The sequence below is a fragment of the Colwellia sp. KS18-150 genome (genome assembly GCF_057551365.1).
Window position 1 is genome coordinate 211,246 of record NZ_BAAJMC010000002.1, and the last position, 13,115, is coordinate 224,360.

General features: G+C 38.8%; 12 protein-coding genes and 1 other RNA gene. 8 read left to right on the forward strand and 5 right to left on the reverse strand.

Translation table 11 applies throughout. The annotated features are described in order from the left end of the window. Nucleotides 1-19: 19 nt before the first annotated feature. An RNA gene (gene rnpB, locus AC27IF_RS04245) (RNase P RNA component class A) lies at nt 20-421 on the reverse strand. 173 nt (nt 422-594) lie between these two features. Here rnpB and AC27IF_RS04250 point away from each other — a divergent pair. The 6 genes from AC27IF_RS04250 (at nt 595) to AC27IF_RS04275 (ending at nt 6,260) form a co-directional block, all read left to right on the forward strand. After that, nucleotides 595-1,275 carry a tetratricopeptide repeat protein gene (locus AC27IF_RS04250; RefSeq protein WP_487052490.1) on the forward strand — a complete coding sequence of 227 codons (681 nt, stop codon included), beginning with the start codon at nt 595-597 and terminating at the stop codon, nt 1,273-1,275. Between the two features lie 109 nt (nt 1,276-1,384). Then, the gene (locus AC27IF_RS04255; RefSeq protein ID WP_487052491.1) at nt 1,385-2,464 is read left to right on the forward strand and encodes a sensor histidine kinase; all 1,080 of its coding nucleotides are present in this window, start codon (nt 1,385-1,387) and stop codon (nt 2,462-2,464) included. Between the two features lie 9 nt (nt 2,465-2,473). Continuing rightward, nucleotides 2,474-3,076: a response regulator transcription factor gene (locus AC27IF_RS04260; protein WP_487052492.1), complete on the forward strand. Its 603-nt coding sequence runs from the start codon at nt 2,474-2,476 to the stop codon at nt 3,074-3,076. Nucleotides 3,077-3,194: 118 nt separating this feature from the next. Beyond that, entirely contained in the window at nt 3,195-4,553 is a 1,359-nt protein-coding gene (locus AC27IF_RS04265; protein WP_487052493.1) for a DUF1800 domain-containing protein, read from the forward strand. Nucleotides 4,554-4,555: 2 nt separating this feature from the next. After that, nucleotides 4,556-5,758: a DUF1501 domain-containing protein gene (locus AC27IF_RS04270; RefSeq protein ID WP_487052494.1), complete on the forward strand. Its 1,203-nt coding sequence runs from the start codon at nt 4,556-4,558 to the stop codon at nt 5,756-5,758. Between the two features lie 94 nt (nt 5,759-5,852). After that, complete coding sequence (locus tag AC27IF_RS04275; protein ID WP_487052495.1) at nt 5,853-6,260, forward strand: RidA family protein; 408 nt, start codon at nt 5,853-5,855, stop codon at nt 6,258-6,260. Between the two features lie 58 nt (nt 6,261-6,318). Here AC27IF_RS04275 and AC27IF_RS04280 read toward each other — a convergent pair whose 3' ends face one another. From AC27IF_RS04280 to rsmI, 4 genes are all read right to left on the reverse strand, one after another. Beyond that, complete coding sequence (locus tag AC27IF_RS04280; RefSeq protein WP_487052496.1) at nt 6,319-7,350, reverse strand: hypothetical protein; 1,032 nt, start codon at nt 7,348-7,350, stop codon at nt 6,319-6,321. Beyond that, nucleotides 7,340-7,888 carry a sigma-70 family RNA polymerase sigma factor gene (locus AC27IF_RS04285; protein ID WP_487052497.1) on the reverse strand — a complete coding sequence of 183 codons (549 nt, stop codon included), beginning with the start codon at nt 7,886-7,888 and terminating at the stop codon, nt 7,340-7,342. The genes AC27IF_RS04280 and AC27IF_RS04285 overlap by 11 nt, the downstream gene beginning before the upstream one ends. 65 nt (nt 7,889-7,953) lie before the next feature. After that, nucleotides 7,954-9,660, reverse strand: coding sequence for a vWA domain-containing protein (locus AC27IF_RS04290; RefSeq protein WP_487052498.1), 1,707 nt, complete (start codon nt 9,658-9,660; stop codon nt 7,954-7,956). Nucleotides 9,661-9,745: 85 nt separating this feature from the next. Next, a complete protein-coding gene (rsmI, locus tag AC27IF_RS04295; RefSeq protein ID WP_487052499.1) occupies nt 9,746-10,597 on the reverse strand; it encodes a 16S rRNA (cytidine(1402)-2'-O)-methyltransferase in 852 nt (283 codons plus the stop codon). A gap of 211 nt (nt 10,598-10,808) precedes the next feature. Between rsmI and AC27IF_RS04300 the strand changes: the two genes are divergently transcribed. Further along, nucleotides 10,809-12,725, forward strand: a complete 1,917-nt coding sequence (locus AC27IF_RS04300; RefSeq protein WP_487052500.1) for a penicillin-binding protein activator — start codon at nt 10,809-10,811, stop codon at nt 12,723-12,725. Beyond that, nucleotides 12,712-13,086 (forward strand): YraN family protein, encoded by a 375-nt coding sequence (locus AC27IF_RS04305; RefSeq protein ID WP_487052501.1) that lies wholly within the window; start codon nt 12,712-12,714, stop codon nt 13,084-13,086. Before AC27IF_RS04300 ends, AC27IF_RS04305 begins: the two co-directional genes overlap by 14 nt. Nucleotides 13,087-13,115: the final 29 nt, after the last annotated feature.

Below are 13,115 nucleotides of genomic sequence, written 5' to 3' on the forward strand. Positions count from 1 at the left end.
AATCAAGCGGCTACTAAAATATGTGAGTCAACACTATAAGCCGGGTTTTGTACTTTTCAAAAGAAAAGTGACAATCATTCGTCTAGGCCTTAAATCGCTTTAAGGCTCAAGCAACCTACCCGGTTTCCACGCGAGCCACGCTTATATTATCTACCGAAGTAAATAATCATGAAACCCTATTTGGTCTTGCTCCAGGTGGAGTTTACCCTGCAATTACTGTTACCAGCAATCCGGTGCGCTCTTACCGCACCCTTTCAGCCTTACCTGTTCCGCAAGCGGTCATCGGCGGTCTTCTCTCTGCTGCACTTGTCGTCGGCTTGCGCCGCCCAGGCGTTACCTGGCACCCTGCTCATTGGAGCCCGGACTTTCCTCCCGCTAGAAATACTTACGCAAACTAGCCAGCGATTGTCTGGTCAACTCGGCGCGCATTCTACCTTATTAAAACTTTAGAACCAATGGTTATTTCATCAAGAAGGGTTAATGACATTTGTCATGTAAAAGTAATGACAATAGGCTCTAACATTAATACGGCTCTTATTAGACACTAATTTGGCAATAACCAATACCCACGATTATTAATAAGGAATTTATATTATGAAACTCATTATCGCCCTCGCTTTACTTGCCTGTTCATCAGTGAATGCCGATCAAGCAAGTATCGACTCTATCGAAGAAGCTGCTATGCAGTTAGATAACAGTCAACTAGTGTCGCTCATACAGCAAAATGTTGGCTATGAACAAGCTCTGGCCTATTATCGATTAGCCATCACTCAAAACCTACAAGATCATGCCGAACAGGCGAATAACGCTTTAGAGCAAGCCATTATTTTATTAGAAACTATAACGGAAAACTCTCCCAATGATGATGAGTCTTGGGCACTATTGGCGCAAGCATATGGCCTTAAAATAGCGTATCAACCAATGAAAGGCGCTTATTATGGACCAAAATCTGGAAAAGCGCTTAAACAAGCCATCACCATTAATCCAAATAATCCTAGAGCTTTTCTTGTAATGGGGATCAGCAAATATAATACGCCTGCACTTTTTGGTGGCAGCAAAAACGCAGCCTTAGAGGCGTTAAACCAAGCTATTTCGTTGTACGATGAAAAAAACGCTACTGATATTGATTGGGGAGAAGCAGAGACATACGTTTGGCGAGGGTTAACTCAGCTTGAACTTGGTAAAAAAGAACAAGCACTGAGTGATTGGAAAATCGCTCTTCAAATCGCGCCAAATTATGGTTGGGCAAAAATGCTAAGTCAGCAAAACCAATAATGCTTAAATAAAGATAATGACATTATCTCCGGTGTATCTTATATGCTGGGGATAATATTTATTGGCAAAAGATAAAAATTTAGTTAGCGTATTACTACAGGAGTATTAAATGTCTATCCAACTCAACCAAAAAGTTATTGATGGCGACGGGTCTAACTGGCTTTTTGGCTCGCTAATTTTTTCAGGCTTTTTCTTTCTACCTTTCTTTTTTAATTTAGAAAGCTTTACTGCCATCACTATAATTGCTTCCATATTAATATATGTCATTTTTTTGGTTTTATACCACCATGCTGCATGTTCTTTAGGTGATAAAGCCATAAAACCAATCATTGCTATGGTGGTTTTAGCAACAGTAGGCACTTACATCACACCGGGAACACAGGCACTATTCGGCTTTGCCGCATTCTTTTGTGGCTTTAATTTCCCCACTAAAAAAGGGTTAATGGGCTTATTTGGCATCATTGTAGCTACAGTTCTAGCAGCGGTTTTATTTAATTATGTTGATGCTTATTTTTTAGTACCACCACTCATCATTAGTATTGCTACATTTTTTATGGGTAAAGCTGTTAGAAAAGATAGATTTCACCGTTTAAGAGAGCAGCGTAGCTCAGAGCAAATTGAGCAGTTAGCAGCAATATCAGAAAGAGAGCGAATTGCACGAGACCTTCATGATATTGTTGGTCATTCCCTAACATCAATAGCACTAAAAGCCGAACTGGCAGAAAAAATGATCACAGCGGATAAACAAGCGCAAGCAAAAGAAGAAATATTAGCGGTGGCAACACTTAGTAGAGAAATACTTACCACGATAAGAAGTGCCGTTAACGATCTTAAAAATAAAAGTCTTACTCATCATTTACAACAACTTAGCCAGCAACTAGAACAACATGATTTTTCTGTTCAGTTAAGTAATGAATTAAGTCATATTTCTGCCGAAGTTGAATCCAATATTACCTTAATCATTACTGAAGCTGTGACCAATATATTAAAACACTCTAGTGGTGACAAAGTTGGCATTTCATTACTACAGCGCGGCAACAATATAAATGTAAGCATTGAAGATAACGGCACCGTATCAAACTTCATTGCCGGTAATGGCCTAAACGGTATTATGGATAGATGTAACCAGTTAGGTGGCACACTAACCACAGACACTTCATCTGGGTGTAAACTACAAATTTCATTGTAAAGGAATAGCATGATCAGAATTATTGTCGTAGAAGATCAACGTCTTGTCAGAGATGCTATCTGTGCATTACTGAGCTTAGAAGCTGATTTTGACATTATTGCAGAAGCAGAAGATGGCTTAAAAGCACTTCCTCTGATAACTAAGTTGCAACCAGATATTGTCCTTACCGACATTGAAATGCCGAAAATGTCGGGGATTGAACTAATAGAAAAACTGGTTACTAAACAAATAACCACCAAAGCCATCATAATGACAACTTTCGCCCGTGCAGGCTATATAAAAAGAGCCATCAGTGCAGGTGTAATGGGATTTATCTTAAAGGAAGCTCCTTCAGAGCAATTAATAAAAGCAATTAAAAGAGTCGCCAATAATCAGCGCGTTATAGATCCTGAATTAGCCATTAGCGCACTTGATGATTGTGATCCATTAACCAATAAAGAACGTAAAGCATTGAAGTTAGCTGGTGATGGTATGAAAACAGCTGATATTGCCACAAACCTGTTTCTATCTGAGGGGACGGTTCGAAATTACTTATCAGAAGCTATCGCCAAACTTAATGCCGCCAATAGCATAGATGCTGCCCGTATTGCTCATCAAAAAGGCTGGTTATAACTCTCCTTTTTTGAAAGTAAAGATTTGTAAAGTGAATAGAAATTATTAATGCCTTAGCCTAACGTTATACAAGTCGATTAAAATTCTACCAACCTGAGAATAACAATCAGAGCGTGCTATGACGAATAATTCAATGTCAGCCATTAAAATCAGTGATGCAAATATTGCCGTTAATCGCTTTGGCTATGGAGCCCGAGAAGATGAGCTACAACAAGCCGAAAAAGATCCCACGAGTTGGATAAAATCTCAATTAACCGCTATCTCTTTTACTAATAACTTGCCCAGCTCTGAAGATATCTTTCGAGCACATCTTCAATATCAGCAACAAAAAAAGCAAATGCAGCTGGACAAAAAAGCAGACAAAGGCATGAATAACCGCTTTGCTCGTAATGCTCTACTGGACATGTCTGTCGATACCATCAATCAAGCCGTACAATCTGATAACAGTATTAGCTGGCGGTTGCTTGATTTCTTTTCCAACCACTTTAGTGTTAGCGCTAATGGCCGACTAATGAAAGGATTAGCTCCGACATTAGAGAGAGAAGCAATAGCGCCAAACTTACTTGGAAATTTTGAAGATCTATTATTAGCGGTAGAGCAGCACCCTGCGATGCTGATCTATTTAAATAATGAGCGCTCTTTTGGCCCAAACTCTAAACTAGGTAAACGCCGTGGTAAGGGACTTAACGAAAACCTTGCTCGCGAGATTTTAGAGTTGCATACCTTAGGTGTTGATGGTGGCTATAACCAAACTGATGTCACCAGTTTAGCCAAAGCAATTACTGGCTGGAGCGTGGTAAATCAGAAGAAAGAGGATGGCTCTGGATTTAAATTTAGAAACTCTGGCCATGAGCCTGGCGCAAAAACATTACTAGGGAAGACATATACTGAAACGGGATTATATCAAGGGAAGCTTATGCTCAAAACGCTAGCAATGCACCCCAATACAGCTAAATACCTATGTTATAAATTAGCGCATCATTTTGTCAGTGAAAAACCGCCACAATCATTGTTAACTAAAATGGAGAAAACTTGGTTACAACACCAAGGAAATATAAAACAAGTCATGTTCACCCTGCTCGAATCTAAAGAAGCATGGATACCAAGCCCACAAAAATTTAAAACGCCAAGAGAGTTCTTAATCTCAACGTTAAGAGCTATTCCCGTTAAAAATACCAATAAGAAACGCCTTTTTAAAACGTTAAGTGCTTTAGGGCAAGCTCCTTTTAATGCAGGATCTCCTGCAGGTTTTAGTGATGAAGAAAAAGATTGGAATGGTGCGAGTGCCTTAATGGCTCGCATTGATTTAGCCAGCTTATTTTCACAAAATAATAAGAATGTAAATGCCGACAAAGTGATGGCATTAGCCTTAGGTGACAGTATTAGTCTTCATAGCTATCAAACGGTAATGAGAGCTGAAAGTCGCCAGCAAGCCTTAACCTTATTATTAATGAGCCCAGAGTTTCAAAGGAGATAATAATGAGTAATCATAACAAGAACGAACCTACTCCTAGCAATGTTGAAGCAGCCTCATTTTCACGCCGAAAATTTATTAAGATTTTAGGGGGCGGCATAACGGCGCTGTCGATACCCGCAACAGCTTTCAATGCTATGGCGTTTAGCAATTCCGTAAATCGTCCCAAAATTGTCTGGGTAATGCTAAGGGGTGCACTAGACTCACTTCATACCATAGTACCAAGTTTTGACCCCGATTATAAAAAAGCCAGACCCAAACTAGCCTCTAGTTTTGCTTCGCCATTATTGCCATTAAGCCAAGGGTATGATTTACACCCTGCGTTAAAGAATATGCATCAATGGTACCAAGAGAAAAACATGCTGCCCGTAGTCGCGGTTTCTTCAGGTTATCAACAACGCTCACATTTTGACGGCCAAGACTTTCTTGAAACGGGTAAGGAGCAAATTGATCATGATAGTGGCTGGCTAGCACGTGCAATTGATATAAAGCATAAACATGCCTTAGCTGTATCTCACACAACGCCGATAAGTTTACGCAGTAGTGAACAAGTAAACACTTGGTTTCCTAGCAACTTAGCAAATGCTGATGAAGACACCTATGACGCGTTATTAAAAATGTATCAGGGTGATCCATTATTAAAGGATTCATTAACTCATGGGTTAGCAGTGAAAGGCTTAATAAAAGGCAAAAATAAGAAGGGGAAAAGTAAGTTTAGCGATTTAAATGATGCCTGTGCAAAATTGATGGTAGGTGAAAAAGGTGTCGACTGTGCCATGTTAGAATTAGGTGGTTGGGACACACACAATAATCAAGGTAAGCGTCTTGATAGAAAACTAACAGAGCTCGATAAAGGTTTAGCGCAATTAAAATCCGGACTAGGTCAAGAATGGCAAAATACCGTAGTTATTATTGGCACTGAGTTTGGCCGCACAGTAAAAGAAAATGGTACCGGCGGTACAGATCATGGCACGGGTAGCGCTTTATTTTTATGCGGTGGCGCTATAAAAGGCGGTGCAATTTCAGGTAAATGGCCAGGACTTAGCAAAAAGCAACTTTTTGCTGAGCGTGATTTACAACCAACCACTAATAGTTTTTCTTGGATTGCTAATGTGCTAGCTCAGCACTGGGGATTAACCAATACTGAGCTTCAACAAGTTTTTCCGAATAATAGTGCCTACCAAGAAGCACTTGTCACTAAAATTTAATTAACTTTAAACAGGCATGGGATATGATTAGTTATACTGCAAACATTTAAGTCCTACTTTTCTTTATGTAGGACTATAAATTTAAGGAGATATCATGAGTCGTGTTTTAGTGGCAAGTACTAGTCCTTACGCTAGCAAATTAGGTTTTTCTCGCGCGGTAAAAGTTGGCAATTTCATTTCTGTCGGTGGCACAGCGCCGATTAATGAGCAAGGGGAAACGGTAGGCATTAACGATCCCGCAATGCAAACAAGACAATGTATCAAAACTATTGAGCTTGCGCTGAAAGAAGCAGGTGCAACATTAAAAGATGTCGTTCGAACTAGAATGCTACTTACCAACATAGAGTATTGGCCAGAGGTAGCTGCCGTAAGAGGAGAATATTTCAAAGACATTCTTCCCGTAGATACCGTTATGGCAGTTAGCCAGTTTATCAATCCAGAGTGGCTCATTGAAATAGAAGTAGATGCTATTGTTTCATTCGAGCAACAACACAACCCTTAAAAAGCGAGGAACTGTTTGGCCAGATGTAGTAGCTCAGAACTGAGCTATTACATCCTACTCAACTTCCATCAGCTGTAGCTAGAAAGGTTATATCTTTAAACGAATACCTTGCTGAATCTTGAAGAACAAATTCCTTAATGAAAAATAACTTTTTTGAAACTTTATATTGTTTATTTTGGTCTGAGTCAGAGCTATTTATCACCTTAATCAAGTAGCTTTCATCGCTTTGTGCAATAGGAGTCCATAAACGCTCTTGCTGTAAATAGGCATGATATTGGGCACGCGATAAGAAAGGAGTTTCCACGCTGGCCTGTACTTTCTCTTTCTCACTTATGTTTGTCTTTACTTGCTCTTGTGGCCGAGCGGATAAATGACCTACTGTCTCTGAAGTTTCATCAAAAGCCGCCATTGCTGTAACTTCTACCGCACTTCTTTCATGATTTACCGCTAAAGACTCATCAGCCATCGCTAAATCAGCCTTTGCTAACTCAGTCGCTTCTTCTTGTATTGAGGCTTTTTTAGCGCGCTCAAATTTAGCCCTAGCACGTTTCTCAGCTTGGTAAGAGCTATCAGCTTGCATTTGTTGTTTTCTAGCTTGCATCGCTTCGCTACTTAGAGCCTTGGCGACTAGATTGTGCTTTTCACTTTCAGCAGTCATGCTCTCAGGCGCGGGAGACATAATTTCAGCGCTTGGTATTGAGCTAGGTTGCGAGCTCACAAGAGCTTGCTCATTTTGGTTAATCACCAATGACACGGCTAACAATGTTGAGGCGGCAATACCTGTAGTAAAATACCAAGCTCTATTTCTTTTCACTTTATTAGCGCCACTTCTATAGACATGATTGTCGAGCTCAACAACGGTAGACTGACTACTCACTGATTGATGTGCAGCAGCAAGTATCTTCTCATCAAGTGCCAAGCTAGGTTTTTCAAGTTCGTTTTGAGTGAAACTATCGGTTGAGTCATTCGTTGAGTGATTTATTGAGTTATCTAGAGAGCTCTCAGCTTCACTTTTTACTTGCGCGTAAAGATCATCAATAAATTTTTCATCATCAATTATTGCTTTGTTTTTATCTTGTTCAGTTGTCATAAAAACGTAACCCCTCACGCATTTTTTTCAGCGCATAACGCCACCGACTTTTCACCTTATCTTTATTTTCAAGTGTTATTGTCGCTATATCTTCAATACTAAACCCTGCTTCCTGCTTTAATAAAAACACTTCTCTTTGTTCAAAAGGTAACAAGGCAATTTGTTGCTTTATGGTTTTAGCCAACTCTTGCTTATTTGCGCTTTCAACTTCATTACTTTGTTTATCATCAATTAACTTGTGCTCATCTTCCGTTGCGGGCATTTCACATACGGTACTTTTCTTGTGCTGATAATCGTAAGCAATCCGCCTAGCGATAGTGAATAAATAGGTAGTGAACTTGGCGCTAACTTGATATCTGTCTTTGGCATTTATGATCTTTAGCCAAGTATCATGGCTTAACTCTTCAGCGACAGCCTCCGCCAGATTTTGCCTGAGAAAAAAGCGATAAATGACAACTTTATGTCTCTGGTAAAGTAATTCAAAAGCTGATGCATTGCCTTGAGCAAAAGCTAGCATCAACTCCTCATCACTTTCCAATGCGCTTACTTTCTTTATTGTCAGCGTCCTATCCTCAATAAAATGAAGGTTATTAACATGCGCCTTTAATTTGGCGCTAAAGCCTCAGTAAGTTTTACCATATTAATAAACTCACTGCGATAACCGTATTTATCATTACCTTTAGCATTTTGGGCTAATTCTACCACCTGTTCAAGTGTCATCGTTGATAGGTTTTTACCACCACGCAACAACTGACCATAACCAGCAACCGCAGCAGAGAACCTAAAGTTATCGCTACTATTAACTAGCTCTGTAGTAACTGATTCAAGCAGTATTGGTGATTCAATAAGCTGACTTTTATCTTGCTTAGGTAATTTGTAGCGTAACCGTAAAAAACCTATTTCATCATTACTTTTTGTAGATAACTCGCTTTTGCTAAGGACTTTTTCTTGTTGGTAGCGAAGAGGATCAATAGCGCCACTTTTCTCGCCAACCAGACTCACTTCATACAAAGCGGTTACTGTGTGCCCCGCCCCAATTTCACCGGCGTCCACTTTATCATTATTAAATTCATCACGTTTTAACGTTCGAGTTTCATAGCCAATTAAACGGTATTCACTAACAACACTAGGATTGAATTCAACTTGAATTTTAACGTCTTTGGCAATAACCATTAACGTTGCCGAAAGCTCTTCCACTAACACTTTTCGAGCTTCATTTAAGGTATCAATGTAATAGGCATTACCATTGCCATTTTGTGCCAATTCTTGCATCAAGGCATCGTTATAATTACCTTGCCCAAAACCTAACACACTTAAATTAATACCTGAATTTCGTTTTTGTTCAATTAAGTTTTTTAATGCTTGTTGATTAACAGTGCCAACATTAAAGTCGCCATCAGTGGCAATTATTACTCGATTAATTCCCTCTTCAATAAACGACTGTTGAGCCAAATTATATGCTGCTTGAATGCCAGCACCGCCATTCGTTGAACCACCGGCGGAAAGGCTTTCTAAAGCATTAACAATAGCATAATGGTTATTTCCTGCCGTTGGTTCTAGCACCACACCTGCCGCTCCTGCATAAACAACAATAGCTACCTTGTCTTGTTTGGTAAGTTGATTAGTTAGCATTTTCAATGCGTTTTTTAGTAAGCCTATTTTATTAGGACGATTCATTGAGCCAGAGACATCAATAAGAAAAACTAAATTGCTAGCAGGTCTATCATCAGCTTCAATTATTTGTCCTTTGATGCCGATGTGAATAAGTTTTTTATCCGCATTAAAAGGGCTAGGGGCAATTTCAGTATGAAGAGTAAATGGTTGGTTGTTATCTTCAGGCACTGGGTAGTCATATGAAAAATAATTAATAAACTCTTCTACTCGCACAGCATTATATTGTGGCAAATGACCTTGATTTAAGATGCGGCGAACATTAGCGTAGGAAGCACTATCGACGTCAATAGAGAAAGTTGAGACTGGTTGCTCAGTGGCAAGATAAATAGCATTCTCGCTAAATTCACGGTATTGCTCAGTATTCGTTTCTTGAACAGGATAAAACGGCAATGGTTTTTGGTAATTATGCGCCATCGCCATGTCTGCTCTAGCGCTCATTTTACTTGTCCTAGTAGCAACTAACATTTTTTCCCGAACAACTCTTTCTTCAGTTTTGTTTGCTACTTGCTGAACGGTTGGCGATATTTGACTTGGTGAATTTGCTTGTCCTTTATTTTCATCCTTTGATGATTCTTGTGCGCATGCTGCCAATAACAGAATACTGGTGGTTAGTATTACTTGCTTAACTATATTCATTATCATTCTCCTGTGGTTATATACTTATAAACGCAGGAGTTATGAAAAGGGGTTAATTTATTTTAATTAATTTCAAATAAATTAATTAACTCTTTAAGGAGAGGGCAATATCATACAGGGCATTTTTTTTCACACCGTGAATTTCAGCGGTAATAGCACAGGCTCTTTTGGGTTTCATTTCAGAAAGTAACAGTTTCAGCGTCTTAATCGCATCAGCTGAAATTTCATCCGGTTCAGCTTGATATCCTTCTAGGATCAGCACCATTTCACCTTTCAATTGATTAGGATCTTGCTCTAGCCATGATTGCAGATTCTCAGCACTATCACTATGGATGGTCTCAAAGGTTTTTGTCAGTTCACGAGCAATAACAACATATCGCTCTCCTCCCAATGTCGTCACAATATCTTTAATCGTATCAATCGCTCGGCGCGGTGCATCATAAAATACCATGGTTCTTGGCTCGTTTGCTAAAGCCAACAAGGTACTTTGTCTGGCACCTGATTTGGAAGGCAGAAAACCTTCAAATGAAAACCTATCTGTAGGTAAACCTGCAACACTTAACGCTGAAATAGCGGCACAAGCACCAGGAATAGGCGAAACAGGTAAATCCAAACTACGACAGTGGCGCACTAAATGAAAACCTGGATCACTAATTAATGGTGTACCCGCATCAGAAACTAAAGCAATTGACTTACCTTCTTGCAATAAACTAGCAATATAATCTTGTCGTTGCCGTTCATTATGATCATGCATAGATAAAGTTTTATTTTTTATCGCAAAGGCTGACAGTAACTTCTGGGTATGACGAGTGTCTTCACAAGCAATAATATCTACTTGTGCTAACACCTCAAGGGCTCTAGTGCTAATATCACCTAAATTACCGATAGGGGTGGCAACAATGTACAAGGTGCCTTTTTCAATACTGTTTTCACTCATTTTTAACCACTTAAGCTGAATCTTTGAAATATTCGATAAACTTCCTCAAGATAGTAGATTCAATTGCTCTGAAACTCGTATTTTGAAGTAGCTTGAGTATATATTAGATGACGTTTATTATAACCCCACTCGACGATAAAAATGCACGGATTTCTCCACTTTGAGCCAAACTAATTTTTCAGCCTTTGATGTCAAGGAACTTACCTTAACCATGCGACTCAAACAAAAACGCGCAACAATTTTTATCTTTTGTTTCATAGTGATAACTCAATTCATTAGTGGCTGTAGTACCCAAGCACCCGTAAAAAAACAATCGACTACAACTAAAGAAACCACTAAACAAGTTGATAAAAAACAACAATCCATTACGGCTGAAAGTCAATTATCCTTAGCTCAAAGCCTTAATAAACAATCAATTACAGCTGAGCAACAAGAACAGGTCAACAGCTTGTTGGTGACTGCTAGTGAGCTTTTTTTACAAGAGAAGAATTTCGTTAAAGCACTTTGGCTAGCTAATAAGGTTAGTGACTTAGTGGACGATGAAGCCAATATCTATAGATTATTAATCGTTAAAGCGGCTAGTTTACAGGCATTAAATTATACTGAGCTTGCGTTTGAACAATTATTATTAGTTAAAGAGTTGGTACTTAGAACTCAAAACCAGCAAAGTGAAACCCCTACCCTAACTTTATCTGCTGCTTATTATCGAACTTTAAGTGATGTGTTATTTTCTAAATCACAAATAGCGGCTTCAGCTTCAGCGCAATTGTTTGCTTTTTCTCTGGATAAAGAAGCCTCAGAGCAAGGCATATGGTTAATCTGGCAGAAATTAAGTACATTAAGTACATGGCAATTACAGCAAATTGCTAAAGATAATCCACCCATGTTCGATGGTTGGCATCAACTTATACAATACAGCCACAAATTTGGTGCTAATCCTCCTCAGTTTTCACGCTACCTATCTTTATGGCAGCAAAGGCATCCTACTCATGCTGCGAGTATTGTTGCCCAAACATTATCAAGTACACAGCTTCAACGTGAGCATATCGAAAATATTGCCGTATTACTCCCTTTAAGTGGCTCACAAGCAAATGCAGGTATTGCCGCTCAGCAAGGCATTTTGGCTGCATATAAAAACAACACCAATATTAATATAAATTTTATCGATACCAATACGGTAGACTGGGCCAATTTAAGCTCAAGCTTTAGTGAATTAGAAATTGATCACATCATCGGGCCACTACTTAAAAAGCATGTTGATACTTTTTTAGCGCTCAGTGAAGAAAATGCTCAACTACAACTGCCAACACTATTGCTGAATTTACCTCAGCATCAAACTTTAGCAACATACCAAAGTGCCCTGTCGATGCGTCCTGAAAATGAAGCGCAACAAGCAGCAAGAGTGTTAAGTCATCAAAATTATCAATCTCCAATTATTTTAAGCCATCAAGACAAGGTATCGAGACGTATTGCCCAAGCTTTTAGTAAACAATGGCAAAAAACTACCGGTAAGAGCGTTGATATTGTTTACTTTAATCAAGGTAAAGAAATGCAAACTAGCTTAAAAGAAAGTTTAGATGTTAATGCTAGTCAATTGCGAATTAACCAATTAACAAGTCGCTTAAAACAAAATATTAAAACAGAGACTAGAAATCGTCGTGATATAGACATGATTTACTTAGTTGGCTCTGTGGCACAAACTCGTTTAATTAAACCTTATATTGATGTAAATATTAGTCCTTTTGCTAACGTTATCCCTGTTTATGCAAGCTCTAGAAGCCATAGTCATTTTAACGATCTTAACAATGAAAACAGTATTAGTGATTTACAAAATTTAACTTTCACTCAAATGCCTTGGCTGTTAACGTCTAAACAGCAAGATAAACAATTAGCCGAGCTAAGCCATAAGTTATGGTCTAAACGTACAGACAGTTTATCGCGTATATTCGCTATGGGCTTTGACAGTTATAATGTGCTTCCAAAAATTAGCCTGATGAAACAAGCACCTTATATTATTCATTTGGGCCAAACAGGTACGTTAACACTTGATGAAAATAACATTTTAAACCGCAGCCTTGTTTGGGGCCGTTATCAAAATGATAAGGTGACAGAAATTGTCATGGATTAAAACAAAAACCAGTCGCGACAAAGGGTCTGAAACAGAGCAATTTGCTAAACAGTACCTCTTAGAAAACGGCTTAACTTTTGTCGATGAAAACGTTCATTGTCGACAAGGGGAAATAGACCTCATTATGAAAGAGTCTGATACCTTGGTTTTTGTAGAGGTTAAATACCGTAAAAATACTCAATTTGGTGGCGCTGCTTCTACCGTTTCGAAAACGAAACAAGAAAAAATTAAATTTTGTGCAACATTTTATCTCCATAAAATGGCGCTAAATGAATATAATACGCCTTGTCGGTTTGATGTTATGGCCTTAGAAGGGGATATTTCTCAACCGAAAGTAACTTGGCTAAAGAATGCATTTTAAATATTATCCTAAGCTTAACAACACTGGAG

What these genes read in the sequence shown, in the direction of transcription:
- AC27IF_RS04265 (WP_487052493.1), top strand. Translation starts at nt 3,195, where the DNA reads ATGACGAATAATTCAATGTCAGCCATTAAAATCAGTGATGCAAATATT.
- AC27IF_RS04270 (WP_487052494.1), top strand. Translation starts at nt 4,556, where the DNA reads ATGAGTAATCATAACAAGAACGAACCTACTCCTAGCAATGTTGAAGCA.
- AC27IF_RS04275 (WP_487052495.1), top strand. Translation starts at nt 5,853, where the DNA reads ATGAGTCGTGTTTTAGTGGCAAGTACTAGTCCTTACGCTAGCAAATTA.
- rsmI (WP_487052499.1), bottom strand. Translation starts at nt 10,597, where the DNA reads ATGAGTGAAAACAGTATTGAAAAAGGCACCTTGTACATTGTTGCCACC.
- AC27IF_RS04260 (WP_487052492.1), top strand. Translation starts at nt 2,474, where the DNA reads ATGATCAGAATTATTGTCGTAGAAGATCAACGTCTTGTCAGAGATGCT.
- AC27IF_RS04255 (WP_487052491.1), top strand. Translation starts at nt 1,385, where the DNA reads ATGTCTATCCAACTCAACCAAAAAGTTATTGATGGCGACGGGTCTAAC.
- AC27IF_RS04290 (WP_487052498.1), bottom strand. Translation starts at nt 9,660, where the DNA reads ATGAATATAGTTAAGCAAGTAATACTAACCACCAGTATTCTGTTATTG.
- AC27IF_RS04250 (WP_487052490.1), top strand. Translation starts at nt 595, where the DNA reads ATGAAACTCATTATCGCCCTCGCTTTACTTGCCTGTTCATCAGTGAAT.
- AC27IF_RS04280 (WP_487052496.1), bottom strand. Translation starts at nt 7,350, where the DNA reads ATGACAACTGAACAAGATAAAAACAAAGCAATAATTGATGATGAAAAA.
- AC27IF_RS04300 (WP_487052500.1), top strand. Translation starts at nt 10,809, where the DNA reads ATGCGACTCAAACAAAAACGCGCAACAATTTTTATCTTTTGTTTCATA.